The sequence below is a fragment of the Salmonella sp. FC25216 genome (genome assembly GCF_057751355.1).
Genome location: NZ_JBDGON010000005.1, coordinates 262,701 through 287,976, shown reverse-complemented (window position 1 = coordinate 287,976; position 25,276 = coordinate 262,701). Strand labels below are relative to the sequence as shown.

Genomic DNA, 25,276 nt, shown 5'->3' with positions numbered 1-25,276 from the left:
TCATGACAAACACTGTAGATTTTATTGGCGTAGGTATCGGCCCGTTCAACCTGAGCATCGCGGCACTGTCTCATCAGGCCGAAGGATTCAGTAGCCGCTTCCTTGACAGCCGCCCGAATTTTGCCTGGCATCCCGGCATGCTGGTGCCGGACTGCCATATGCAGACTATGTTTCTGAAAGATCTGGTTAGCGCGGTGGCACCCACCAGCCCGTACAGCTTTGTTAACTATCTGGTGCAGCGCAAAAAATTCTACCGCTTCCTGACCACCGAGCTGCGTACCGTATCCCGCGATGAGTTTTCCGACTACCTCCGCTGGGCCGCCGAGGGTATGAACAATCTGCATTTCAATCATACCGTTGAAAGTATTGATTTCGACGAGACACGCCAACTGTTTGTAGTGCAGAGCAGTCAGGGTGAAAGCTATGCCCGCAACATCTGTCTGGGCATTGGTAAGCAACCGCACCTGCCGCCTTGCGTAAAAGCGGCGACGCAAACCTGCTTCCACGCCAGTGAAATGATCCTGCGCCAGCCAGACCTCGGTGGCAAGCGGGTCACCGTGGTTGGCGGCGGGCAAAGCGGCGCCGACCTGTTCCTCAATGCGCTGCGCGGAGAATGGGGCGACGTTGCAGAGATCAATTGGGTTTCGCGCCGCAATAACTTTAACGCGCTGGATGAGGCGGCATTCGCCAACGAATACTTTACGCCTGAGTACGTTTCAGGCTTCGTCGGTCTGAATGAAAGCGTGCGCCAGAAGATGCTCGACGAGCAGAAAATGACTTCCGATGGCATCACGGCTGACTCGCTACTAACCATCTATCGCGAGTTGTATCACCGCTTCGAGGTGCTGGGGCAATCGCGTAACGCCCATCTGCTGCCAAGCCGTTCGGTCACCGAGCTGAAAAGTCGCGACCAGAGCTGGCAACTGCTGCTAGAGCATCATCTGGATAACGGCTATGACACCCTGGTAAGCGACGTGGTGATTTTCGCGACCGGTTACCGTCCCGCGCTGCCGCAGATACTTTCACCGCTGATGCCGCGAATCGCCATGCGCGATGAGTGCAATTTCAAAGTACGCGACGACTTCACTCTGGAGTGGAACGGCCCGAAAGAGAACAACATCTTCGCAGTCAACGCCAGTATGCAAACCCACGGCATTGCCGAACCACAGCTCAGCCTGATGGCCTGGCGCTCCGCCCGTATTCTTAATCGCGCGCTGGGGCGTGATTTATTCGATCTCAGTACGCCGCCCGCTCTGATTCAGTGGCGCAGCGGCAGCCGGGAAAAACCGCAGCCGGAAGCGGCTTCTTTAACTCGCTACACAGCATCTTTGGGCTGATATTTTTCGCCCGTATGAAGGAATAATGATGATAAGCAAAAAATATACGCTTTGGGCTCTTAACCCGCTGCTTCTCGCCATGATGGCGCCAGCAGTCGCCCAACAAACCGATGATGATACGCTCGTGGTATCTACCAACCGCAGCAATCGCACCGTAGCGGAGATGGCGCAAACCACCTGGGTTATCGAAAACGCCGAACTGGAGCAACAGATCCAGGGCGGTAAAGAGTTGAAAGACGCGCTGGCTCAGCTGATCCCAGGCCTTGATGTCAGCAGCCAGAGCCGAACCAACTACGGTATGAACGTGCGGGGCCGTCCACTGGTTGTACTGGTTGACGGCGTGCGTCTCAACTCCTCACGTACCGACAGCCGACAACTGGACTCTATCGATCCTTTCAATATTGACCATATTGAAGTGATCTCCGGCGCGACGGCCCTGTATGGTGGCGGTAGTACCGGTGGTCTGATCAACATCGTGACCAAAAAAGGTCAGCCAGAAACCCAGATGGAGTTTGAGGCTGGCACCAAAAGCGGCTTTAACAGCAGTAAAGATCACGATGAGCGCATTGCCAGCGCTATCTCCGGTGGCAACGACCATATCTCCGGGCGCGTTTCAGTAGCGTACCAGAAGTTTGGCGGCTGGTTTGACGGTAACGGCGATGCCACCCTGCTCGATAACACCCAGACCGGCCTACAGTACTCCGATCGCCTGGACATCATGGGCACTGGTACACTGAACATTGATGATACCCAGCAGCTTCAACTGATCACACAGTACTATAAAAGCCAGGGCGACGACGATTACGGGCTGAATCTTGGGAAAGATTTCTCAGCTATTAGCGGGGCCAGCACGCCATACGTCAATAAGGGGCTGAATTCCGACCGTATTCCCGGCACCGAGCGTCATCTGATCAGCCTGCAATACTCTAACAGCGATTTCTTGGGCCAGGAGCTGGTCGGCCAGGTTTACTACCGCGATGAGTCGCTGCTGTTCTACCCTTTCCCAACCGTAAATGCTAATAAACAGGTGACGGCTTTCTCTTCGTCACAACAGAACACCGACCAGTACGGCATGAAACTGACTCTGAACAGCAAACCGCTGGACGGCTGGCAAATCACCTACGGGCTGGATGCCGACCACGAGCGCTTTACCTCCAACCAAATGTTCTTCGATCTGGCCCAGGCAAGCGCTTCCGGGGGCCTGAATAACCAAAAGATATACACCACCGGACGCTATCCATCGTATGACATTACCAACCTGGCGGCCTTCCTGCAATCGAGCTATGACATCAATGATATTTTTACCCTCAGCGGCGGCGTACGCTATCAATACACTGAGAACAAGGTTGATGATTTCATCGGCTATGCGCAGCAACAGCAGATTGCCGCCGGGAAGGTAACATCCGCCGACGCCATTCCGGGCGGCTCGGTCGATTACGACAACGTCCTGTTCAACGCTGGTCTGCTGATGCACATCACTGAACGCCAGCAGGCATGGCTTAACTTCTCCCAGGGCGTAGAGCTGCCGGACCCTGGTAAATACTATGGTCGCGGCACCTATGGCGCAGCGGTGAACGGCCATCTGCCCCTGACCAACAGCGTGAACGTTGATGACAGCAAGCTGGAAGGCGTGAAGGTCGATTCTTATGAGCTGGGCTGGCGCTTTACCGGCGACAACCTGCGCACCCAAATCGCAGCCTACTACTCGATTTCCGATAAGAGCGTGGTGGCGAATAAAGATCTGACCATCAGTGTGGTAGATGACAAACGCCGCATTTACGGCGTGGAAGGCGCGGTGGATTATCTGATTCCAGATACCAACTGGAGTACCGGTGCGAACTTCAACGTGCTGAAAACCGAGTCGAAAGTGAACGGTAGCTGGCAGAAATATGACGTGAAGGTGGCAAGCCCATCGAAAGCGACAGCCTACATTGGCTGGGCGCCGGATCCGTGGAGCCTGCGCGTACAGAGCACCACTTCATTCGATGTGAGCGATGCAAAAGGCTACAGCATTGATGGCTATACCACCGTCGATTTGCTCGGCAGCTATCAGCTTCCGGTGGGTAAACTCAGCTTCAGCGTTGAGAACCTCTTCGACCGTGACTACACCACCGTCTGGGGGCAGCGCGCGCCGATGTACTACAGCCCGGGTTACGGCCCCGCTTCCTTGTATGACTATAAAGGCCGCGGCCGCACCTTCGGTCTGAATTACTCAGTTCTGTTTTAAACCACTCTCCTTGTCCGGCACATGCCGGACAAGGAGAAGAAATATTTGGAGAATCAGATAGGCGGCAGATATTTGAATTCCCGTAAGTGCGTCAGGTTGGGCTCTAATAATTGTTCATGCTGTCAGCATCAATGCGACAGAGTCTATTTAATTATTCGGAAATTTTTCTATACACTCAACGGGGCGACTTGTCATGGTAACATCTGCGCCTATTCTTTCTAAAGGAATACGACAAGCAGTTATAATAAACTCTCGTAACGGATCGTAGGGCATGGAGTCAACTTCAGCAGTAAATCCTTGTTTTTGAATGCGTTGCACCAGTAATTTTGTTTCATCTATATTTTTGGGGTTAGGATCAACTTCAATTGAATAAAGTTTTTTATATCCTTTACTCTTTATATCCTTCAAGGCATTATCAAGAGATGATTGAGAATTAACCCTGGTGGTAAAATAAACTGATTTTTGATGATCGTTTAGCCAGTTAGCGTCATTTTGGCTACCGGATTCTATCAATGTACGCTGAGCAAGATCTAATTTATTAATATTATCAATTAACTTCTCATTTGGTGTTGTTTTTGTGTTAAACATAAAACAGAATTCTTTATTTTTATCCATAGCAACATAGTCATCTATTCTGTAAACACCAAGTGTTGGATCTTTTTTCCTGTATTCATTAAGTTGCTCAGAGTTTATTTTACTCAATAAGAAGAATGTACCATTTGATCTTTGACTATCATTATGCGCCACAACCCAAGTGTGGTCTGATAATGTACGCACTGACATTTTCAAAAACCTTATCGTCTTTTCTTTATCACTTTTAACAATAGTATTGTACTTACTGATTGCAGTTACCTGTCCAGGACAAGTATTAAAAGCACTATTCGTAGGCTTACAAACTTCAAATGCTCTAAAGTTGAATGCTTTTCCATCGAATACGCCTTTATCAGTGGCCCCCATTTCATGGGCAATAATCCTACCGCATTGCGCTAACGGGAGTTTATATTGAGTTTTATGACTACAGCCAGATAACAAAGACCATATTATGCAGAAAAGTACAAACATAATATATTTTTTTCTTAATGGTATTTTTTTTATCATCATTAACCCCTTCTTGATTGTGGTGAGAATTGATCTTGCCCACCCTCTCCTGTCAGCTTTTGTCTCTAAGTTAACATTACCCGCTGGCTCCTGAATTCCCCTGGTGACAGGTATCCCAGGGTATTGTGCAGGTGGTTTTCATTGTAGTGGGATGAGGGACAATAGAACGAAAACGTACACTAAGGAGATAATTTATTGTTTAATTAAAATTTAGTGTGCCCAACTCTCCCTTCGAGCATCCTCCAGCAGTATGAACGTAGGGTATGCCAATTTATTGATATGCTTGTACATTAGTGGAGACAATCGGATGATATCCTCATCCATGGTTTATTCCCCCCATTACTGAGCATCAAGCTCAATCCATTATTTTCGCGCAATACTATGCCCGTCAGCATAGAGAAACACTGTATCTCCCTGTCGCTGAATCAGTGAAATATCAAAGACAGCATAAATTAAATATATGTTTAACCACTATAAAAATACCCCATCAGAACATTAACATTGTTTAATAAAGTGAATTGAGCGGATTCGCGTTTGAACTCTGCGCTAAAATTTCTTCTTTTCATAGGGGCATCTGTGTTGTTATGAGGTGAGCATATCACCTCTGTTCAGGTGGCCAAATTCAGAGTACCGCTACATTTAGATGTCCTACCACATGTGATATCGATAATTTTGGCGGGATTTTTACTAAAAGATGCACATAATCCAACTGAACATTTAGCTCTACTATTTCTATACCGAGCTACTCACCTGAAATCCTGAACTGTTTGCAGACTTCCTTGCCAACATTGTTCCGCAGGATGCGAAATTGGCATTTGGGTGTCCAGACAATATAATATTGACAACACCAAAGCACATGAGATGCTTTCTTTAACCATTAGTAGCATTTTGGCAGAGCCAACCTCTTGCTGACCACCTCCGCAGGAGGTGGCATTCAGATAGGAGTTAAAAGAGATCGCAAGAAAAACCTTTTAAAATTTATTGCCCTACCCCTATGTGTTGCCAGAAAGCTCGGCCAACTCTTTCCCTCTTGTTTCTGACATTTTTGCAACACATTCATTGAATGATCGTTTGATATGCCGAGCTTTTATTATCAATCTGGAATGAATATAACTTACAATTAGAATCGCTAAATTTAATCCAATCCCTTTGGGAACTCTTAATGTTGTTGACGAACGCCTGTTTTAGAGATTAATCATTCACATATGCTGAATTAACTTTAGATAGCAGCATCGAATATTACTTGGTCAACTTTTTATCAGATGAATCCTTTTCGCTTTCTGGGCACGAAGCAACTTGATCAGATGTTGTTATTTACTCTAACAACAAACTATGACTTACATCACAAAAACTCCTCCAGAGATAACGCCATACTAACTTTGTGTACATTTTGTTGACATATATAATGGTATCAATAGGTTACATATTAATATAAAGGACTTGGCTATGTACTCAATTGATTATAATAGCTATCGCTCGGTAAAAGGTTTCAATCGTCGTGTTCGTTTCCTTGTGATGCATTACACTGCTATTGATTTTAAGGCGTCAATTACCGCTTTGACCGGGCCTTCGGTGAGCGCTCACTATCTCGTTCCTGACCCTTCAGAAAAAACGTATATTGATGCTGGTTTTAAGGATATGCGTATATTCAACCTGGTTGATGAAAATGAGCGGGCCTGGCATGCTGGCGTAAGTTCATGGGCCGGACGCAGCCAACTGAATGATACCGCCATCGGGATTGAGACGGTTAACCTGGCCAGTGATAACAACGGCGTGTTTGTCTTTCCTCCCTATAATCCGGTCCAGATTGATGCAATCAAGGCGCTGGCCGCCAATATTCTGCAACGATATCCTGATATTACGCCGGTGAACGTTGTCGGACACAGCGATATTGCCCCGGGGAGAAAAAGTGATCCTGGAGCTGCTTTCCCGTGGAAAGAACTTTACGACGCAGGTATTGGTGCATGGTATGAGGAATCGACCATGCAGCACTATCTGACGCAATTCAGCAAGTCTGTACCATCTAAAGCAGATATTGTTGCTAAGTTAAAAGTATACGGATATGACATCTCAGATGCTGGAACAGAAATCGGATACAAGAATTTACTCCGTACATTTCAGCTTCACTTCCGACAAAAGAATTATGATGGTGTCGCTGATGCTGAAACAACGGCAATTCTTTATGCGTTAGTGGATAAATATTTCCCGGCAAAATAATTATTAACCACTGGTTTAAATAATTAATGTGCCACAGGTTAGAAATCAGTGGCGCAGTTTCATTAAGCTGGCGGTTCCGGTCAGTCAGGTTTTGAAGAGCACATGAACTCACTCTCATATGAATTATTTTCCATGGAAAATATAAGCAAGCACTGAAAACAGCACAGACAGAATGTCCAAAACTGTCACCTGACGTGCTGGTTCTCTACAACAACGATCGTGGTCAGTTCATCCGCAAGACGTTCAATAATCGCTGGTTAAAAGCTGTACGCGCCGTACAAAGTGAACCGGGCCGACAACTGGATTACACGTTCCACGATATCGAGGCAAAAGCTATTTCAGATTTTGAGGGTAGTAGCAGGGATAAGCAGATTTTCAGCGGTCACAAAACAGAAAGCCAGGTGCTTATCTACGACAGGAAGGTACAAATCAGCCCGACACTGTATCATCCGGTTATTGGGGAAAAGTGAATTTTTATTCAAATGGAAAGATACGATATTCTCTGAGAATATTCTTTTTTATTCTTCGCCTCAAAAACAAAGGGGCTACCTTTCGGTAACCCCTTGTTTAATCTGGCGGAAGCGCAGAGATTCGAACTCTGGAACCCTTTCGGGTCGCCGGTTTTCAAGACCGGTGCCTTCAACCGCTCGGCCACACTTCCGGAATGAGGCGCACTATAAACATCCCGGTGCGTCATGTAAAGACCGAATGTGTTCGTTTGCGTGAAAAACAGGCAAAATTTCTTTAATCGCCTGAAATGACAGCATATTGACCATTTCTTCAACACAAATGCTGGCTTAATGCGTGTTTATCGTCCCTTCTGTTTTACCGCTGTGATTATCGATTTTTTTGTCGCTAGCGCTTTGGTGGCGCTGCCACCTGTTTCATGGCTAGCGCTAGTGTGGGAAGACCTTTTTAACGGCGGTAATTGCCTGAAATCTCTTAAGGAAACTAAACGTAAACGGATGCGTAAAGATGGGTAAAACCACTGGGTGATAGTGACCGTTTTTATTATTCTTCTTTATTAATTACATCTGTCATAAGAGAGTGACTATGGATCGTATCATTACATCATCGCGTGATCGTAGCTCGCTACTGAGCACGCACAAAGTACTGCGCAATACCTATTTTCTGCTGAGCCTGACGCTGGCTTTCTCCGCAATTACCGCGACAGCCAGTACGGTATTGATGCTGCCCTCTCCCGGCCTGATCCTGACGCTGGTCGGTATGTATGGGTTGATGTTTCTGACCTATAAAACCGCCAATAAGCCGACCGGTATCCTGTCTGCTTTTGCGTTTACCGGCTTCCTCGGGTATATCCTGGGTCCGATTCTTAACGCCTATCTGTCAGCAGGCATGGGCGATGTCATTGGCATGGCGCTGGGTGGTACTGCGTTAGTGTTTTTCTGCTGCTCCGCTTACGTCCTGACCACCCGTAAGGATATGTCTTTCCTGGGCGGTATGCTGATGGCCGGGATCGTCGTCGTGCTGATTGGTATGGTGGCGAATATTTTCCTGCAACTGCCTGCATTGCACCTGGCGATTAGCGCGGTGTTTATCCTGATTTCCTCGGGCGCTATCCTGTATGAAACCAGTAACATCATTCACGGCGGTGAAACCAACTATATTCGTGCGACCGTCAGTCTGTACGTTTCGCTGTACAACATCTTTGTCAGCCTGCTCAGCATTCTGGGCTTCGCCAGCCGCGATTAATCGACATTCACCTTTTCCAGCCCTGCTTATGCGGGGCTTTATTTTTTGCTACACTGCCGTCCGTGTTGATTATGCAGTGAAACGTTATGTTGATCTTTGAAGGTAAAGAAATCAGTACTGATAGCGAAGGTTATCTGAAAGAGACGACGCAGTGGAGTGAACCGCTGGCAGTCGCTATCGCCGCGAATGAAGGCATTGAGCTCTCTGCGGAACACTGGGAAGTCGTGCGCTTCGTGCGCGAATTCTACCTGGAGTTTAATACCTCTCCCGCCATCCGAATGCTGGTAAAAGCGATGGCGAATAAGTTCGGCGAAGAAAAAGGCAACAGCCGCTATCTGTATCGTCTGTTCCCGAAAGGCCCGGCAAAGCAAGCGACCAAAATCGCTGGCCTGCCCAAGCCGGTAAAATGTATTTAATACCGAATACTGAAGCCTGTTAACGTCTCACGAGGGCTGTGCGGTTCAGTGAGGATGTTGTCCACACGAGCAGAGCGCGGCCCGCCTTCTTTCAGCCACTTGATGAGCTTTTCCACCTGCGCCGCGTCGCCACAGGCCACCACTTCTACGCTTCCGTCATCCATATTCTTCGCATAGCCGGTTAACCCCAGTCGCAGCGCCTCATGCTGCGTAGTATAGCGAAATCCGACTCCCTGAACGCGACCATAAACCCAGGCGATAATGCAGACGTTCGACATGATGGTTCTCCTTTCATAATCAGTGGTGGAGGCTCATACAGGACATACTTAACGTACCTGACTGGGCAGACACCCATAATGTTGGCGGAATCTGGCCGTAAATCGCGACCCCGACAGGTAGCCGCACCGTAGCGCTATTTCGCCGATCGGCAGCGTCGTCGATTGCAGTTGAGAAAGCGCGCAGGACATGCGCACCTCTTCAATAATTTGCCGATAACTCTGTGATTCGCGCTGCAAACGCCGACGCAGAGTCGATGTACCCATAGCAAGACGGCGGGCTATCTCCTGGGCTGTCCATAGCTTAGCAGGCGAGAGCATTATCAGTTGCCGCACCTGCTCCGTGAGGGTGTAACGCCGTTCAATAAGCAGCGGTCCCGCCGCGCCATCATGCAAAAGCGCTAACAGTAACCCCATTGCCTGATGTTCCTGTAATCCGACGGGTAAGCCCTGGCGCACAGCATCCAACACGTTCGCCCACATAAATGTCAGGCTACAGCTCATCGGCGTACACAGCGATGTCAGTTTTGCCGGTGGATAATCCTGAACGTACATCATTTTAAAGCGAGCAATAATCTCCGGTGAAAGTAACAACAGGTCGGAGCGAAAACCGCTCTGCGCAGGCTGATTAATAATCTCCAGCGGCGTGTTCGCCGGGATAATAATCAACTCGCCAGGCCCGGCGACAAGGCGGTTATCATCCTGAATGATGACTTTACTGCCCTGCGTAATATGGCAGATAGCGGCGGAAAAAAGCGTAACACGATGCAAACGGTGCAGATGACTGGAGCGCACCTCTGCCGTCGTAAGATCCTGATGTCGAATATGCATCTCCTGCACCGTGCCGTCCTCTGTTTTATCTTCCGTATGTGGCCGTGAATTTCGCTTTCGCAATCACATGCGCGTTAAGCATAAACCCTACCAACGCGCCGCTTGCCTCACTGTCGAGCGGCAGTGTTGCCGTATTCAGCGCCCACACGGTAAACTGATAGCGATGAGGCTTATCGCCCGGCGGCGGACAAGCGCCGCCAAAGCCAGCATAACCGAAATCATTACGTCCCTGCACCACTCCCGAGGGTAAGGTGTTTTTATCAGCCCCCGTTGGCAGGTCGTGAATCTGCGCAGGAATATTCACCATCGTCCAGTGCCACCAGCCGCTTCCGGTAGGCGCATCGGGATCGAAGACGGTAATAGCGTAGCTTTTGGTTCCGGCAGGCGGATTGCGCCAGCTCAGTTGCGGCGAAATATTTTCTCCGCTACAACCAAATCCTTTAAAGACGTGTTGTTGCGTTAAACGAAAATCCGCCGGAATATCCGCGCTACTGAGGCTAAACGCCGACGCGGCAGATACGCTGCCACTCAATGCCATCATTGCGGCTGCGGTCAAAGAGAAGACTGTTTTCATTGTATTTCCTTCTTCATGTAACGAAATAGCAATATAAAAAGCGCCCGCTGAAGAAACTGTGCCTTTACGATTCTATTTTGTGCAGAAACGCTCACCACCATACGCTGATGATTGCCCCTCTCATCTGTGCTACCCTACGCGCCATTTCGTTTTCACGGTCCCAGGCTGGAACTATCATCCGGCTCGCGTCACTGTTTGTGAGAGGTTACTCCGCATGACTGAATCTACATTTCCGCAATATCCCCGTTTAGTCCTCAGCAAAGGGCGAGAAAAATCTTTACTCCGCCGCCACCCATGGGTCTTTTCCGGCGCCGTCTCGCGTCTGGAAGGCAAAGCCAACCTCGGTGAAACTATCGATATCGTCGATCATCAGGGAAAGTGGTTAGCACGCGGCGCCTGGTCGCCAGCGTCTCAGATCCGCGCGCGCGTCTGGACATTTGATAAAGCAGAATCCATTGATATTGCGTTTTTCACCCGTCGCCTGCGCCAGGCGCAGCAGTGGCGCGACTGGCTGGCAAAAAAAGACGGTCTGGATAGCTATCGTCTGATCGCCGGTGAATCCGATGGCCTTCCTGGCGTCACTATTGATCGTTTTGGTCATTTTTTGGTGCTGCAACTGCTCAGCGCCGGGGCCGAATATCAACGCGCCGTATTAATTAGCGCTCTGCAAACATGCTATCCGGATTGCGCTATTTACGATCGCAGCGACGTCGCCGTGCGGAAAAAAGAAGGAATGGCGCTGACGCAAGGCCCGGTCACCGGCGAACTGCCGCCTGCGCTTCTGCCAATTGAAGAACACGGTATGAAATTACTGGTCAATATCCAGGGCGGCCACAAAACCGGTTATTATCTTGATCAGCGCGACAGTCGTCTGGCGACGCGCCGCTATGTGGAAAATCAACGGGTACTGAACTGCTTCTCTTATACCGGCGGTTTTGCCGTGTCGGCGTTAATGGGCGGTTGTCGCCAGGTTGTCAGCGTGGATACCTCGCAGGATGCGCTGGATATCGCCAGACAAAACGTTGAACTGAACCAACTGGATTTGAGCAAAGCCGAATTCGTGCGCGATGACGTGTTTAAGTTGCTGCGCGCTTACCGTGAACACGGCGAAAAATTCGACGTTATCATTATGGACCCACCCAAATTCGTCGAAAATAAAAGCCAGTTAATGGGCGCCTGCCGGGGCTATAAAGACATTAACATGTTGGCGATTCAACTGCTCAATCCGGGCGGCATACTGCTGACATTCTCTTGCTCCGGCCTGATGACCAGCGATTTATTTCAGAAAATCATTGCCGATGCAGCAATAGATGCCGGTCGTGATGTACAATTTATAGAGCAGTTCCGTCAGGCCGCCGATCATCCTGTGATCGCCACCTACCCGGAAGGGCTGTATCTGAAAGGGTTTGCCTGTCGCGTCATGTAACTTGAAAAGTGGAATAGTATCCTCATATAAAGGATATCTATTTCCCGGGAGGTGACTATGATAGCCAGCAAATTCGGTATCGGCCAGCAGGTCCGCCATTCCCTGTTAGGTTACCTCGGAGTGGTCGTCGATATCGACCCGGAATATTCGCTTGATGAGCCGTCGCCTGATGAACTGGCGGTTAACGACGAACTTCGCGCCGCTCCGTGGTACCACGTGGTAATGGAAGATGATGATGGTCAGCCAGTCCATACTTATCTGGCCGAGGCCCAGTTGCGAAGCGAAATGCGGGATGAGCATCCAGAACAGCCATCGATGGATGAACTGGCGCGTACCATTCGCAAGCAGCTTCAGGCGCCGCGACTACGTAACTGATTGTATTTAACAGGCCGGATGGCGACATGCTGCTTTATCCGGCCATTTTAACTTTTATTTCGCCAGCCCCAGACGGGGGATCTCAATCGCCGGGCAGCGATCCATCACCACGGTCATGCCTGCATCCCGCGCCAACACCGCCGCCTGTTCGTTGATCACGCCAAGCTGTAGCCACAGCGTTTTTGCGCCGATGGCGATAGCTTCCTGCGCGACGCCCCACGCAGCTTCAGAGTTGCGAAAAACATCCACCATATCGACTTTTTCGGGAATGTCAGCCAGCGTGGCATACCCCTGTTGCCCCAGCAATGTCTTACCAGCGACTTTTGGCGCAACCGGAATCACATGGTAGCCCTGTTCAAGCAAGTATTTCATTACCCGATAGCTTGGGCGATCGGGTTTATCGCTCGCGCCTACCAGCGCGATAGTGCGAGTGGACGTCAAAACGTCAGCAATATCGGTCTCTTTCATCATCTTTCTCCTGGCTGTTTTGCAAAGTGTACGACAAACCTGACATGGCAACCATTCATCCCATACCGATGTATGAGAGCAAAACGCCAAAATATGTCTATATGTTAGTAAACATGATCTAAGAAAAATTTCGATACATTATTAGCCAGACGGCCTTTGGACAGGAGAACCTTATGAAAACCGGCGCGCTAACCACCTTCCTTGCTCTCTGTTTGCCGGTTACTGTTTTTGCCACAACACTCCGTCTGTCGAATGAGGTCGATCTTCTGGTGCTGGACGGCAAAAAGGTGTCCAGCTCGTTATTACGCGGCGCAGAGAGCATCGAACTGGAAAACGGGCCGCACCAACTCGTTTTCCGTGTGGAAAAAACCATCCGCCTGCCCGGTAATGAAGAGCGGCTTTATATTTCTCCACCGCTGGTAATAAGTTTCGATACTCAACTGATAAATCAGGTCAATTTCCAGCTCCCGCGGCTGGAAAACGAGCGCGAAGCCTCGCATTTTAACGCAGCGCCACGCTTGACGCTTTTGGATGGCAACGCCATGCCTATTCCGGTAAAACTCGATATTCTGGCAATTACTTCTACGGCTAAAGTGGTCGATTATGAAATAGAGACCGAGCGTTATAACAAATCGGCGAAACGCGCCTCGCTTCCTCAGTTCGCCACGATGATGGCAGACGACAGTACATTACTTTCCGACGTCTCAGAGCTTGACACCGTACCGCCGCAATCACAAACTCTGACAGAACAGCGGCTGAAATATTGGTTCCGTCTGGCCGACCCGCAGACACGCAATCATTTCCTGCAATGGGCGGAAAAACAGCCGCCCTCTTGATATGAGTTGTGCCAGCGCGCAATTTTTTTGTCTTTCTCTTGCAGCATCAAGCGCTTCCAGTAATCTGTAGACAGGTTAACTACGGAATCGAATTATGGAACTGACGACTCGCACCTTGCCAACGCGCAAACATATCGCGTTGGTTGCCCACGACCACTGCAAACAGATGTTAATGAACTGGGTGGAACGCCATCAGCCGTTGCTGGAAAAACATATTCTCTATGCAACCGGCACCACGGGGAATCTGATCCAGCGCGCAACGGGTATGGACGTTAATGCAATGCTGAGCGGCCCGATGGGCGGCGACCAGCAGGTTGGCGCGCTCATTTCAGAAGGGAAAATCGACGTGTTGATTTTCTTCTGGGACCCGCTTAACGCGGTACCACACGACCCGGATGTAAAAGCGCTACTGCGTCTGGCCACCGTATGGAATATCCCTGTCGCCACTAACGTCTCAACGGCGGACTTTATCATCCAGTCCCCGCATTTTAATGACGCTGTAGATATTCTTATTCCGGATTATGCGCGTTATCTGGCCGAGCGCCTGAAATAACCGCTGAGCGGGCGGCTGTACCGCCCGCGCTTTAGGGTTTTCTCGCCACCGGCACATCTAGTTGTTTAAGCGTCTCCACAAAGCGCGAGGGATTATCTTTATTGAAAAGCAGCCAGACCCGCGCGCGCGCGCGCGTCAACGCCACATATAACAAACGCCGCTCTTCAGCGTCCGGAAAATCCTCAACCTGAGGAAGAAGCGCATCTTCCATAACAGACTCTCGCGCCGGTGCGGGAAAACCGTCGTTACCCGCCTGTAACCCTACAAGAATAACGTAATCGGCCTGCTGGCCTTTGCTGGCATGGATAGTCATGAAATCTATCTGTAACTTCGGCCAGCGAGTCGCCGCTTTTTGTAGACTGGCGGGTTTCAGATGATGATAGCGCGCCAGCACCAGGATACGTTCATCCTCCTTTGCATAGCCGGATAATTTATCCAGTAATGCGTCCAACTGGCTTTCATCCAACAGCGTAACCGCTTTTTTATCGCCTACGGTAAGACTATTTAACGGTTTTTTAAGCTGATGCGGATTCTGCTGCACAAAGCGGTTGGCAATATCGCCAATCCGACTATTAAAACGGTACGTAGTGTCCAGGTGGCAATGCTCGCCCTCGCCGAACGACTGATGAAACGCCGTCGTTAAGGAGAGCTGCGCCCCGCTAAAACGGTAAATCGCCTGCCAGTCATCGCCAACGGCAAACAGCGTAGTCTGGCTATTTTGCTTGCGCAGCGCCTCTAACAGCGCCGCCCGTTGCGGGGAAATATCCTGAAATTCATCGACCAGAATATGCTTCCACGGGCTGATAAAACGCCCTTTTTCGAGGATCACCATTGCCTGATGAATCAGCCCGGAGAAATCAACGGCATTTTCCGCTTTCAACGCGCTTTTCCAGGCCTTCAGCAGCGGCGCCATCAGCTTAATGCGTTTGCCGAACCGCTCTCGGCACTCCTCTGGCGCGCCAGCGATCATTTCTGCCTGCGCGCCGCCGTGCATACGCATCAAACTGACCCAACGATCCAGGCGAGGGGCCAGACGCCGCTGCAATGTCTCATCGTCCCAGAAATTGCCTTTCGGCACCGTCCACTGTATCTCCTCTTCCAGCCACTGACGCCAGCCTTTGGCCTGCGCTTTCTTCTCGCTACACTGCTGACGCCAGGTGTGCAGAAATAGCTGATGCCGCGCTGCGGCGTCACTTTCCAGCTTACTGACAACCGGCGCTTTTTTACTGCCTTGCTGAATAATATACAGCGCCAGCGAATGGAACGTACGGGCAGTAATCTCTTCTGTATGTAACCGCTCGCGGATACGCTCATCCATCTCCTCTGCCGCCTTGCGACCAAACGCCAGTAAAAGAATTTGCCCCGCATCGGCTTGTCCACGCGCCAACAGCCAACCCGCGCGCGCCACCAACACCGAGGTCTTGCCGCTACCCGCTCCCGCCAGTACCAGTAACGATGATTCGCCATTAACCACCGCCCTGGCCTGGGAGAGATTAAGCGGAGAGGATTCTATCTGCGTAAAAAAGTCGGCATGCGCTTCCAGCATGGCAGCGGTATACACCTGATTATGTTGCTGCCGACTTCCCTCGCTATCCTGTAACCATGCCAGACACTTACGCCATATCTCGCGACAGTTATCAAACTCCTCCAGGCGTGAGATGGGTAGCGGCAAGGCGGCAAACGTCTGACGAATTTCGTGTTCCAGTCCCCGAACCCGCTCACGGGTAAGCCATTGGTTTTCGCCCGTTCGCTCACTGATACGCGCCCATTGATCTTGTAATGCCTGCGCGGCGACATCGCTCATCTCCTGGCTCCAGCGACGCCAGTGCGCGTCCAGGTGGCGATGGAATTGCTGGGTTTCCGACCACTCGGTACCGTGCAAACGCACGACTTTATCCTCCGGGAGGACAAACTCCAGCTCGCCCCACACCAGTCCACGCTTACAGTGAATCGCCAATAACTGATTGAATGGAATAAGATATTCATGCCTGTCGCCAGACACTTTCACTCCCGCGTTAAGAATCACAGCACGATCATAGGGATGTTGCGCCAGACGTTTTCCAAGAGAAGTTGCTTTCAGTTCCATGACTCAGCGAATCCAGACGTAAAGATGTGCTTATCAGTGTAACCGCCAGAGAAAACGTGCTCCAGTCTAAAAAAACGTTACAATTGCCCGCAGTGATAGAAAACCGGAATGAACTGAGGGTTTATGCGTACCGTTCTGAATATTTTAAACTTTGTACTGGGCGGCTTTGCCACTACGCTGGCCTGGCTGCTGGCGACGCTTGTCAGTATTGTGCTTATTTTTACCTTGCCGTTGACCCGCTCCTGCTGGGAGATAACCAAGCTGTCCCTGTTCCCTTACGGCAATGAGGCCATCCATGTTGACGAACTTAATCCGGCGGCGAAAAACCTATTAATGAATACTGGCGGTACCTTGCTGAATATTTTCTGGCTACTTTTTTTCGGCTGGTGGCTATGCCTGATGCACATTGCCTCCGGTATCGCGCAGTGTGTCACTATCATCGGGATACCTGTCGGCATTGCGAACTTTAAAATTGCCGCGATTGCGCTTTGGCCTGTCGGTCGCCGCGTCGTCTCTGTAGAAACCGCTCGCGCCGCGCGGGAAGCTAACGCGCGCCGCCGTTTTGAATGATCGGGACAAATAGCCTTTATGTTAAGTCCGCTGATTCGCCGTTATACCTGGAACAGTACCTGGCTGTATTACATCCGCATTTTTATCGCCCTGTGTGGCACCACCGCCCTGCCCTGGTGGCTGGGCGACGTCAAACTCACCATCCCGCTCACGCTCGGTATGGTTGCCGCGGCGCTAACCGATCTCGACGACCGCCTTGCCGGGCGTTTACGTAATTTAATCATTACGTTAATTTGCTTTTTTATCGCTTCTGCTTCTGTTGAGCTGCTCTTTCCCTGGCCGTGGCTATTTGCGTTGGGCTTAACTTTATCCACCAGTGGATTTATTCTGTTGGGAGGATTAGGGCAACGCTATGCCACCATCGCGTTCGGCGCATTACTCATTGCCATCTACACGATGCTGGGCGCCTCTTTATATGCGCACTGGTATCAGCAACCTCTACTCCTGCTGGCGGGCGCGGTATGGTATAATCTGCTGACCCTAACCGGGCACCTGCTATTTCCTATCCGCCCATTACAGGATAATCTGGCGCGCAGTTACGAACAGTTGGCGCACTATCTGGAACTGAAATCACGCCTGTTTGATCCTGATATTGAAGATGAGAGCCAGGCACCGCTCTATGATTTAGCATTAGCGAACGGGCAGTTAATGGCGACGCTGAACCAAACGAAAGTGTCGTTGTTGACTCGCCTGCGCGGCGATCGCGGTCAACGCGGCACGCGTCGCACCCTCCATTACTATTTTGTGGCGCAGGATATTCATGAACGCGCCAGCTCTTCGCATATTCAATACCAGACGCTGCGCGACCACTTTCGTCACAGCGACGTGATGTTTCGCTTTCAACGTCTGATGTCAATGCAGGCACAGGCCTGCACGCAGCTGGCGCGCTGTATCTTACTGCGCACGCCATATCAGCATGATCCGCGCTTTGAACGCGTCTTTACCCACATTGACGCCGCGCTTGAACGTATGCGCGCCAGCGGCGCTTCTTTGGAACTGTTGAATACGCTTGGGTTCTTATTAACCAACCTGCGCGCCATTGACGCGCAACTGGCGACGATCGAGTCGGAGCAGGCCCAGGCAATGCCGCGCAATGAGTCAGAAAACCAGTTGGCTGATGATAGCCTGCACGGGTTTAGCGACATCTGGCTGCGTCTGAGCCGTAATTTTACCCCAGAGTCCGCTCTCTTTCGCCATGCAGTACGCATGTCGCTGGTATTGTGCGTGGGTTATGCTCTCATTCAAATTACCGGGATGCGCCACGGGTACTGGATATTACTCACCAGCCTGTTCGTTTGTCAGCCTAACTATAACGCGACCCGCCATCGCCTTGCGCTCAGGATTATCGGTACGTTGGTAGGCGTTGCTATCGGCCTGCCGATTTTATGGTTTGTTCCTTCGCTTGAAGGACAGTTAGTTCTGCTGGTGATTACCGGCGTGCTTTTCTTTGCATTCCGTAATGTACAGTATGCCCATGCGACGATGTTCATCACTCTGCTGGTATTACTCTGCTTTAACCTCTTGGGCGAAGGCTTTGAGGTAGCGTTACCGCGCGTCATCGACACGTTGATTGGCTGCGCTATCGCCTGGGCTGCGGTCAGCTTTATTTGGCCGGACTGGCGCTTTCGCAATCTTCCCCGGGTACTCCAGCGCGCCACCGATGCGAATTGCCGCTACCTTGATGCGATCCTTGAGCAATATCACCAGGGCCGGGACAACCGCCTGACCTATCGCATTGCCAGGCGCGACGCGCACAACCGCGATGCGGAACTGGCATCCGTGGTTTCTAATATGTCAAGCGAACCCGACGTCAAGGCCGAAACCCGGGAAGCGGCGTTCAGGCTGCTTTGCCTCAATCATACTTTTACCAGCTATATTTCCGCCCTCGGCGCGCACCGCGAAAAGCTCAGTAATCCGGATGTGCTGGGGCTTCTGGATGACGCGGTCTGCTACGTTGATGATGCGCTTCATCATCAACCTGAAGACGAACAGCGAGTACACCAGGCGCTGGAGGATTTAAAGCAGCGAGTTCAGTCGCTGGAAACACGTCCGGACAGCAAAGAACCTCTGGTTGTTCAACAAATTGGTTTGCTCATTGCCTTACTACCCGAAATCGGGCGCTTACAACGGCAAATTTCACCGCCGTCTTCTACATCCATTACCCAGCCGTAAGCGAATGAGCCCAATCGGCAAGCTCCTGGCGACGACTCGCCGGGAGCGCCGCTTCATGTACGCCAACAATTGCGCCTTCTAACGCATACAGAACTTTTACCGTCAGCAAAGGATTACTTTGTCGCAACCTTAGCCAGCACATTTTTGCACCCAGTACGCGTAACATATTCTCGTCCTTTATCCCTGACTCATTGAGCAATGTTTCCAGATGGAAGGTCATATTGGGGAGATCTTTGAGCCTGTGCTGTAAAATACGGCTGTGTTTTTCCTTCATTGCCGCGTCAAGAGAATACTTCGATAAACGTACCAGTTGCTGCTGATCGCGCCACAGGCTTTCATCCACCCGATAATAGTTGAGCATAACAGGGCGTCCACACTTCATAAATGTGAGCCAGACGGGAGGATGCTTCACACAATAGGGTACGCTTTGCTCACAGGCGCGGAGATAAAGCTCGCCGTTAGCCACCATCGCAAAGACGGTATCTTCCACGGTCAGACTATAGCTGCCGAATAAGGATCGATACTGGATCGTCCCCAGAGAGGCCAAATATTCTTGCGATTTATAGATCCTGTCATAAGAGAGTGCTCTCATAAAATTCCTTTTAAATCATAAAGTAAAAGAATGATTTGTAATAACAGATCCGTTAATGACGAAAATAGGCAACTTATACTCCGCGAGCAAGATGATTTTTATTTTTGACGTCACTAAGAATAAAAATTGCGAGACAGTTTCCGAAAATAGAGTTGATCTTTCATCGCTACAGGGGTACTGTATGGATATACAGTAACTCACAGGGCTGGATTGATTATGTACACTTCAGGTTATGCAAATCGTTCTTCGTCATTTTCTACCACTCCCCACAACACTGCGCGTGCCGCTACGGAAAATGCCGCCGCAGGGCTGGTCAGTGAAGTTGTCTACCACGAAGACCAGCCCATGATGGCGCAACTCCTGCTTTTGCCTTTACTCCGGCAGTTAGGCCAACAATCACGTTGGCAGCTCTGGCTCACGCCGCAGCAAAAACTCAGCCGTGAATGGGTACAGTCTGCAGGTTTGCCATTAACGAAAGTGATGCAAATTAGTCAGCTTGCGCCTCGTCATACGCTGGAGGCAATGATTCGCGCTCTGCGTACAGGAAATTACAGTGTAGTGATTGGCTGGCTGGCGGAAGAACTTACGGAAGAAGAGCATGCCAGCCTGGTTGAAGCAGCAAATGTAGGCAATGCGGTAGGGTTTATCATGCGCCCTGTACGTGCGCACGCTTTACCCAGGAGACAGCATTCCGGGCTAAAAATTCACTCTAATTTGTATCATTAAGTAAAATTAGGATTTATCCTGGAATTTTTTTTACGCGATTGCATCTCCTTTGAGTGCTAACGTTTTTTTTACGAGAAAGCTTGTCAGAAGCGGTTTCCGCGATTTTTGCTGTACGATTTATCATCTAAAAGTGTTAAATGATGTGTATGTTCGTCATGTTTTTTTCACATGTCTGACGGAGTTCACACTTGTAAGTTTCCAACTACGTTGTAGACTTTACATCGCCAGGGGTGCTCGGCATAAGCCGTAGATATCGGTAGAGTAACTATTGAGCAGGTCCCCCGGTGAAGGATTTAACCGTGTTATCTCGTTGGAGATATTCATGGCGTATTTTGGATGATAACGAGGCGCAAAAAATGAAAAAGACAGCTATCGCGATTGCAGTGGCACTGGCTGGTTTCGCTACCGTAGCGCAGGCCGCTCCGAAAGATAACACCTGGTACACTGGTGCTAAACTGGGCTGGTCTCAGTACCATGACACTGGCTTCATTCCTAACAATGGCCCGACCCATGAAAACCAACTGGGCGCAGGTGCTTTTGGTGGTTACCAGGTTAATCCGTACGTTGGCTTTGAAATGGGCTACGACTGGTTAGGCCGTATGCCGTACAAAGGCGACAACATCAATGGCGCTTACAAAGCTCAGGGCGTTCAGTTGACCGCTAAACTGGGTTACCCAATCACTGACGATCTGGACGTTTATACCCGTCTGGGTGGTATGGTATGGCGTGCAGACACTAAGTCTAACACCCCTGGCGGTGAGTCTACTAAAAACCACGACACCGGCGTTTCCCCGGTATTCGCGGGCGGTATCGAGTATGCCATCACCCCTGAAATCGCAACCCGTCTGGAATACCAGTGGACTAACAACATCGGTGATGCCAACACCATCGGCACCCGTCCGGATAACGGCCTGCTGAGCGTAGGTGTTTCCTACCGTTTCGGCCAGCAAGAAGCTGCTCCGGTAGTGGCTCCAGCCCCGGCTCCGGCTCCGGAAGTACAGACCAAGCACTTCACTCTGAAGTCTGACGTACTGTTCAACTTCAACAAATCTACCCTGAAGCCGGAAGGTCAGCAGGCGCTGGATCAACTGTACAACCAGCTGAGCAACCTGGACCCGAAAGACGGTTCCGTAGTCGTTCTGGGCTTCACTGACCGCATCGGTTCTGACGCTTACAACCAGGGTCTGTCCGAGAAACGTGCTCAGTCTGTTGTTGATTACCTGATCTCCAAAGGTATCCCGTCTGACAAAATCTCCGCACGTGGTATGGGCGAATCTAACCCGGTTACCGGCAACACCTGTGACAACGTGAAACCTCGCGCTGCCCTGATTGACTGCCTGGCACCGGATCGTCGCGTAGAGATCGAAGTTAAAGGCATTAAAGACGTGGTAACTCAGCCGCAGGCTTAAGTTTCCGTCTGATAAAAAACCCCGCGTCGCGGGGTTTTTTGCTCTGGTCTGGGTGACAACGCCTTTCAGCGTTACTTCTTGCCTAATAACGCCTGTAAATCCTGCTTTAACGTGGTCATTTGCGTGGCATATTTCTCTTTATGCTCCGCGTCTTCTATGAGTTGCACAATCGTTTCGGATAATGTTTTACCGCGTCGCTGCGCAAGGCCCGCCAGACGCTGCCAGACCATAAACTCTAAATCAATAGATTTTTTGCGCGTATGCTGATGTTCCGCATTGAAGTGTCGTTTGCGTCTTGCCCGAATGGTTTGTTTCATCCGATTAAGCAAGGCAGGATTCATATGCCTGTCTATCCAGACATTTACCCGCACCGGTTCATTTTCGAGGGCCAACAACAAATTGACGGCTTCCTGGGCAGCACTGGCTTCCACGTAGCGGGTGATCAACTCCCCTTCGCGGTGCTTTTTCACCAGATATTTCCATTTCCAACCGCTTTCAAGATTTTCAAGTTGTTGATATTTCATTGTGATCCCAATGTTACCGTGTAACTGTTATCAGAATATCAGTTTTTTAGCCATCTGAAGAAAAGAATCTCGAACCTGTGAATGGTTACACGTCTTCACATTACTTTGCATTCGCTTTCCGCGTGTGCAGCGTGACGGGTTAGGCTATAATCCCCCCTTTTACAACAGACTAAAAAACCTCAACTTTGACCATTACGAAACTTGCATGGCGTGATCTGGTTCCGGATAGCGAAAGCTATCAGGAGATATTTGCACAGCCACACGCGACTGACGAAAACGACACCTTACTCAGTGATACTCAGCCACGACTGCAATTTGCGCTTGAGCAACTTATTCAGCCGTGGACATCATCCTCTTTTATGCTGACTAAAGCGCCTGAAGAGCAAGAGTATCTTACTTTACTTTCAGATGCCGTCCGCGCTCTGCAAACCGACGCCGGACAATTAACCGGCGGGCATTATGACGTTTCCGGGCATACTATTCATTACCGCGCCGCGCAGAATGCGCAAGACAACTTTGCCACCGTCACACAAGTCGTCAGCGCGGACTGGGTCGAAGCCGAACAGCTTTTTGGTTGCCTGCGGCAGTATAATGGCGACATTTCCCTGCAGCCGGGTCTGGTTCATCAGGCGAACGGCGGCGTACTTATTATTTCCTTACGAACCCTTCTGGCGCAGCCGTTACTATGGATGCGTCTGAAAGCGATCGTTAGCCGCGAGCGTTTTGACTGGGTGGCGTTTGACGAGTCGCGTCCATTGCCGGTCTCCGTGCCATCAATGCCGCTCAAACTGAAGGTGATTCTGGTTGGCGAACGTGAATCACTGGCCGATTTTCAGGAGATGGAACCGGAGCTCGCGGAACAAGCTATCTACAGTGAATTTGAAGACAATTTACAGATAGCGGACGCAGAAGCTATGACCCTGTGGTGTCAATGGGTGACGCGTATCGCTTCACGCGATAATTTGCCTGCCCCGGCACCGGACGCCTGGCCCGTCCTGATACGCGAGGCTGTGCGTTATACCGGCGAACAGGACACTCTGCCCCTTTGCCCACTGTGGATAGCCCGCCAGTTTAAGGAGGCGGCGCCCTTATGCGAAGGCGATACATGCGGCGCAGAAGCGCTCAGCCTGATGCTTGCCCGACGCGAATGGCGAGAAGGCTTTCTGGCGGAACGGATGCAGGACGAGATTCTGCAAGAGCAGATCCTGATTGAAACCGAAGGCGAACGCGTTGGACAAATCAATGCGCTTTCCGTCATTGAGTTTCCCGGGCATCCGCGCGCCTTTGGCGAACCGTCGCGAATTAGCTGTGTTGTGCATATCGGCGATGGCGAATTTAACGATATTGAGCGGAAGGCCGAACTTGGCGGAAATATTCACGCGAAGGGAATGATGATTATGCAAGCCTTCCTGATGTCGGAGTTGCAGCTTGAGCAACAAATTCCCTTCTCTGCCTCGTTAACCTTTGAGCAGTCCTACAGCGAAGTGGATGGCGATAGCGCCTCAATGGCTGAATTATGTGCGCTCATCAGCGCGCTGGCCAATGTGCCTGTGAATCAAAACATTGCGATTACCGGCTCGGTTGATCAGTTTGGTCGCGCGCAACCGGTGGGTGGGCTAAACGAAAAAATTGAAGGTTTCTTCGCCATCTGCGAGCAGCGGGAATTAAACGGTAAACAGGGCGTCATTATCCCTGCCGCCAATGTCCGGCATCTCAGTCTTAAATCTGAACTGCTGCAAGCGGTTAAAGAAGAGAAGTTCACTATCTGGGCGGTAGACGACGTGACCGACGCCTTACCGCTACTGTTAAATCTGGTGTGGGATGGCGAAGGACAAACGACGTTGATGCAGACTATCCAGGAGCGTATCGCGCAGGCGACGCAACAGGAAGGCCGTCATCGTTTCCCGTGGCCATTACGTTGGCTGAACGCTTTTATTCCGAACTGATCGGACTTGTTCAGCGTACACGTGTTAGCTATCCTGCGTGCTTCAATAAAATAAGGTTTACATAAAACATGGTAGATAAACGCGAATCCTATACAAAAGAAGACCTTCTTGCCTCTGGTCGTGGTGAACTGTTTGGCGCTAAAGGGCCGCAACTCCCTGCGCCGAACATGCTGATGATGGACCGCGTCGTTAAAATGACCGAAACGGGCGGCAATTTCGACAAAGGTTATGTCGAAGCCGAGCTGGATATCAATCCTGATCTATGGTTCTTCGGATGCCACTTTATCGGCGATCCGGTGATGCCCGGCTGTCTGGGTCTGGATGCTATGTGGCAATTGGTGGGATTCTACCTGGGCTGGTTGGGCGGCGAAGGCAAAGGCCGCGCGCTAGGCGTGGGCGAAGTGAAATTTACCGGTCAGGTTCTGCCGACGGCAAAGAAAGTCACCTATCGCATTCATTTCAAACGTATCGTAAACCGTCGCCTGATCATGGGACTGGCGGACGGTGAGGTTCTGGTGGATGGTCGTCTGATCTATACCGCACACGATTTGAAAGTCGGTTTGTTCCAGGATACTTCCGCGTTCTAAGTGTTGAATTGATATTCCGCGCTATCGGTATCATGCTTGCAAAGCCAATAAAGGCGAAACCTCCGCAGTGCGGAGGTTTCTTTTTCTAAAGAGACAGAATCAGGCCATTACCACCCTGTCCTCCATGGCTTGTCGCCAACCTCCCAACCAGTATGACCGTTGATTCAGCGTCTGATAGGGACACATTTCTTTTGATCGTCCGGCGATGCCGGCCTGATATCCACGTTGATGTGCCCGTTCCAGGCGATCTCGTTTTTGTCTCTTCATGCCTCGTTTCCCTCATATTTGTATCTGGTGGAAAAGAAAACAGTGATTACA

Annotated in this window: 24 protein-coding genes, 1 tRNA gene and 3 pseudogenes; 16 read left to right on the top strand and 12 right to left on the bottom strand. The window is 50.4% G+C overall.

From position 1 onward, the window contains the following. Window positions 1-2 precede the first annotated feature (2 nt). Complete coding sequence (gene iucD, locus AC3G3F_RS12630) at window positions 3-1,337, top strand: NADPH-dependent L-lysine N(6)-monooxygenase (RefSeq protein WP_023247018.1); 1,335 nt, start codon at window positions 3-5, stop codon at window positions 1,335-1,337. A gap of 25 nt (window positions 1,338-1,362) precedes the next feature. Next, on the top strand, window positions 1,363-3,564 hold the full coding sequence (gene iutA / locus AC3G3F_RS12625) for a ferric aerobactin receptor IutA (RefSeq protein ID WP_488395087.1): 2,202 nt from the start codon (window positions 1,363-1,365) through the stop codon (window positions 3,562-3,564). 147 nt (window positions 3,565-3,711) lie between these two features. Here the strand turns inward: iutA and AC3G3F_RS12620 are convergent, their stop codons facing one another. From AC3G3F_RS12620 to AC3G3F_RS12610, 3 genes and pseudogenes are all read right to left on the bottom strand, one after another. Then, window positions 3,712-4,665, bottom strand: a complete 954-nt coding sequence (locus tag AC3G3F_RS12620; RefSeq protein WP_226296218.1) for a hypothetical protein — start codon at window positions 4,663-4,665, stop codon at window positions 3,712-3,714. A 637-nt stretch (window positions 4,666-5,302) separates the two neighbouring features. Next, window positions 5,303-5,518, bottom strand: a pseudogene (tnpA, locus tag AC3G3F_RS12615) (IS200/IS605 family transposase); the annotation flags it as partial. A gap of 200 nt (window positions 5,519-5,718) precedes the next feature. Further along, window positions 5,719-5,835 (bottom strand): annotated as a pseudogene (locus tag AC3G3F_RS12610) (lysozyme inhibitor LprI family protein); the annotation flags it as partial. Between the two features lie 273 nt (window positions 5,836-6,108). Between AC3G3F_RS12610 and AC3G3F_RS12605 the strand changes: the two are divergent. Together AC3G3F_RS12605 and AC3G3F_RS12600 are read left to right on the top strand one after the other, a co-directional pair. Continuing rightward, on the top strand, window positions 6,109-6,879 hold the full coding sequence (locus AC3G3F_RS12605; protein WP_023247021.1) for an N-acetylmuramoyl-L-alanine amidase: 771 nt from the start codon (window positions 6,109-6,111) through the stop codon (window positions 6,877-6,879). A 137-nt stretch (window positions 6,880-7,016) separates the two neighbouring features. Continuing rightward, window positions 7,017-7,349: pseudogene (locus AC3G3F_RS12600) on the top strand (site-specific integrase); the annotation flags it as partial. A gap of 103 nt (window positions 7,350-7,452) precedes the next feature. On the opposite strand, the gene AC3G3F_RS12595 reads toward AC3G3F_RS12600, so the two are convergent. After that, window positions 7,453-7,540: transfer RNA gene (locus tag AC3G3F_RS12595), tRNA-Ser, on the bottom strand. Between the two features lie 392 nt (window positions 7,541-7,932). On the opposite strand from AC3G3F_RS12595, the gene yccA reads away from it, so the two are divergent. Together yccA and tusE are read left to right on the top strand one after the other, a co-directional pair. After that, window positions 7,933-8,592: an FtsH protease modulator YccA gene (gene yccA / locus AC3G3F_RS12590; RefSeq protein ID WP_023247024.1), complete on the top strand. Its 660-nt coding sequence runs from the start codon at window positions 7,933-7,935 to the stop codon at window positions 8,590-8,592. An 86-nt stretch (window positions 8,593-8,678) separates the two neighbouring features. Then, window positions 8,679-9,008, top strand: a complete 330-nt coding sequence (gene tusE / locus AC3G3F_RS12585) for a sulfurtransferase TusE (protein WP_000904448.1) — start codon at window positions 8,679-8,681, stop codon at window positions 9,006-9,008. Here the strand turns inward: tusE and yccX are convergent. The 3 genes from yccX to AC3G3F_RS12570 are packed head-to-tail and all read right to left on the bottom strand — an operon-like array spanning window position 9,005 to window position 10,688. Beyond that, a complete protein-coding gene (yccX, locus tag AC3G3F_RS12580) occupies window positions 9,005-9,286 on the bottom strand; it encodes an acylphosphatase (protein ID WP_023247025.1) in 282 nt (93 codons plus the stop codon). The genes tusE and yccX overlap by 4 nt on opposite strands. Window positions 9,287-9,334: 48 nt before the next feature. Beyond that, on the bottom strand, window positions 9,335-10,114 hold the full coding sequence (locus AC3G3F_RS12575) for an AraC family transcriptional regulator (protein WP_023247026.1): 780 nt from the start codon (window positions 10,112-10,114) through the stop codon (window positions 9,335-9,337). Window positions 10,115-10,139: 25 nt separating this feature from the next. Further along, window positions 10,140-10,688 carry a YbhB/YbcL family Raf kinase inhibitor-like protein gene (locus AC3G3F_RS12570; protein WP_023247027.1) on the bottom strand — a complete coding sequence of 183 codons (549 nt, stop codon included), beginning with the start codon at window positions 10,686-10,688 and terminating at the stop codon, window positions 10,140-10,142. 214 nt (window positions 10,689-10,902) lie between these two features. On the opposite strand from AC3G3F_RS12570, the gene rlmI reads away from it, so the two are divergent. After that, a complete protein-coding gene (gene rlmI / locus AC3G3F_RS12565; protein WP_023247029.1) occupies window positions 10,903-12,114 on the top strand; it encodes a 23S rRNA (cytosine(1962)-C(5))-methyltransferase RlmI in 1,212 nt (403 codons plus the stop codon). A 57-nt stretch (window positions 12,115-12,171) separates the two neighbouring features. Further along, window positions 12,172-12,489, top strand: a complete 318-nt coding sequence (gene hspQ, locus AC3G3F_RS12560) for a heat shock protein HspQ (protein WP_000561983.1) — start codon at window positions 12,172-12,174, stop codon at window positions 12,487-12,489. 54 nt (window positions 12,490-12,543) lie between these two features. Here hspQ and AC3G3F_RS12555 read toward each other — a convergent pair whose 3' ends face one another. Further along, window positions 12,544-12,957 (bottom strand): CoA-binding protein, encoded by a 414-nt coding sequence (locus tag AC3G3F_RS12555; RefSeq protein ID WP_001537782.1) that lies wholly within the window; start codon window positions 12,955-12,957, stop codon window positions 12,544-12,546. 173 nt (window positions 12,958-13,130) lie between these two features. Here AC3G3F_RS12555 and AC3G3F_RS12550 point away from each other — a divergent pair, with 173 nt between their 5' ends. Both AC3G3F_RS12550 and mgsA read left to right on the top strand, forming a co-directional pair. Then, entirely contained in the window at window positions 13,131-13,793 is a 663-nt protein-coding gene (locus AC3G3F_RS12550; protein ID WP_023247030.1) for a DUF2057 family protein, read from the top strand. Window positions 13,794-13,887: 94 nt separating this feature from the next. After that, a complete protein-coding gene (gene mgsA, locus AC3G3F_RS12545; RefSeq protein WP_023247031.1) occupies window positions 13,888-14,346 on the top strand; it encodes a methylglyoxal synthase in 459 nt (152 codons plus the stop codon). 31 nt (window positions 14,347-14,377) lie between these two features. Here the strand turns inward: mgsA and helD are convergent, their stop codons facing one another. Beyond that, window positions 14,378-16,432: a DNA helicase IV gene (gene helD / locus AC3G3F_RS12540; protein ID WP_079836516.1), complete on the bottom strand. Its 2,055-nt coding sequence runs from the start codon at window positions 16,430-16,432 to the stop codon at window positions 14,378-14,380. A 123-nt stretch (window positions 16,433-16,555) separates the two neighbouring features. Between helD and AC3G3F_RS12535 the strand changes: the two genes are divergently transcribed. Beyond that, window positions 16,556-17,002: a YccF domain-containing protein gene (locus tag AC3G3F_RS12535; RefSeq protein ID WP_001261216.1), complete on the top strand. Its 447-nt coding sequence runs from the start codon at window positions 16,556-16,558 to the stop codon at window positions 17,000-17,002. An 18-nt stretch (window positions 17,003-17,020) separates the two neighbouring features. After that, window positions 17,021-19,174: a YccS family putative transporter gene (gene yccS / locus AC3G3F_RS12530; protein ID WP_023247033.1), complete on the top strand. Its 2,154-nt coding sequence runs from the start codon at window positions 17,021-17,023 to the stop codon at window positions 19,172-19,174. Here the strand turns inward: yccS and AC3G3F_RS12525 are convergent. Beyond that, complete coding sequence (locus tag AC3G3F_RS12525) at window positions 19,161-19,766, bottom strand: TfoX/Sxy family DNA transformation protein (protein ID WP_023247034.1); 606 nt, start codon at window positions 19,764-19,766, stop codon at window positions 19,161-19,163. The two genes, yccS and AC3G3F_RS12525, sit on opposite strands and share 14 nt — an antisense overlap. Window positions 19,767-19,982: 216 nt before the next feature. On the opposite strand from AC3G3F_RS12525, the gene sulA reads away from it, so the two are divergent. Then, on the top strand, window positions 19,983-20,492 hold the full coding sequence (gene sulA / locus AC3G3F_RS12520) for an SOS-induced cell division inhibitor SulA (RefSeq protein ID WP_023247035.1): 510 nt from the start codon (window positions 19,983-19,985) through the stop codon (window positions 20,490-20,492). 356 nt (window positions 20,493-20,848) lie between these two features. Then, a complete protein-coding gene (ompA, locus tag AC3G3F_RS12515) occupies window positions 20,849-21,901 on the top strand; it encodes a porin OmpA (protein WP_053530176.1) in 1,053 nt (350 codons plus the stop codon). A gap of 71 nt (window positions 21,902-21,972) precedes the next feature. Here the strand turns inward: ompA and matP are convergent, their stop codons facing one another. Then, window positions 21,973-22,425: a macrodomain Ter protein MatP gene (matP, locus tag AC3G3F_RS12510; protein WP_000877172.1), complete on the bottom strand. Its 453-nt coding sequence runs from the start codon at window positions 22,423-22,425 to the stop codon at window positions 21,973-21,975. Between the two features lie 185 nt (window positions 22,426-22,610). Here matP and AC3G3F_RS12505 point away from each other — a divergent pair, with 185 nt between their 5' ends. Next, window positions 22,611-24,371, top strand: a complete 1,761-nt coding sequence (locus AC3G3F_RS12505; protein WP_053509640.1) for an AAA family ATPase — start codon at window positions 22,611-22,613, stop codon at window positions 24,369-24,371. A gap of 68 nt (window positions 24,372-24,439) precedes the next feature. Beyond that, on the top strand, window positions 24,440-24,958 hold the full coding sequence (fabA, locus tag AC3G3F_RS12500; protein WP_000227925.1) for a bifunctional 3-hydroxydecanoyl-ACP dehydratase/trans-2-decenoyl-ACP isomerase: 519 nt from the start codon (window positions 24,440-24,442) through the stop codon (window positions 24,956-24,958). Window positions 24,959-25,057: 99 nt separating this feature from the next. On the opposite strand, the gene rmf is transcribed toward fabA, so the two are convergent. After that, window positions 25,058-25,225, bottom strand: coding sequence for a ribosome modulation factor (gene rmf, locus AC3G3F_RS12495; protein WP_023177830.1), 168 nt, complete (start codon window positions 25,223-25,225; stop codon window positions 25,058-25,060). Window positions 25,226-25,276: the final 51 nt, after the last annotated feature.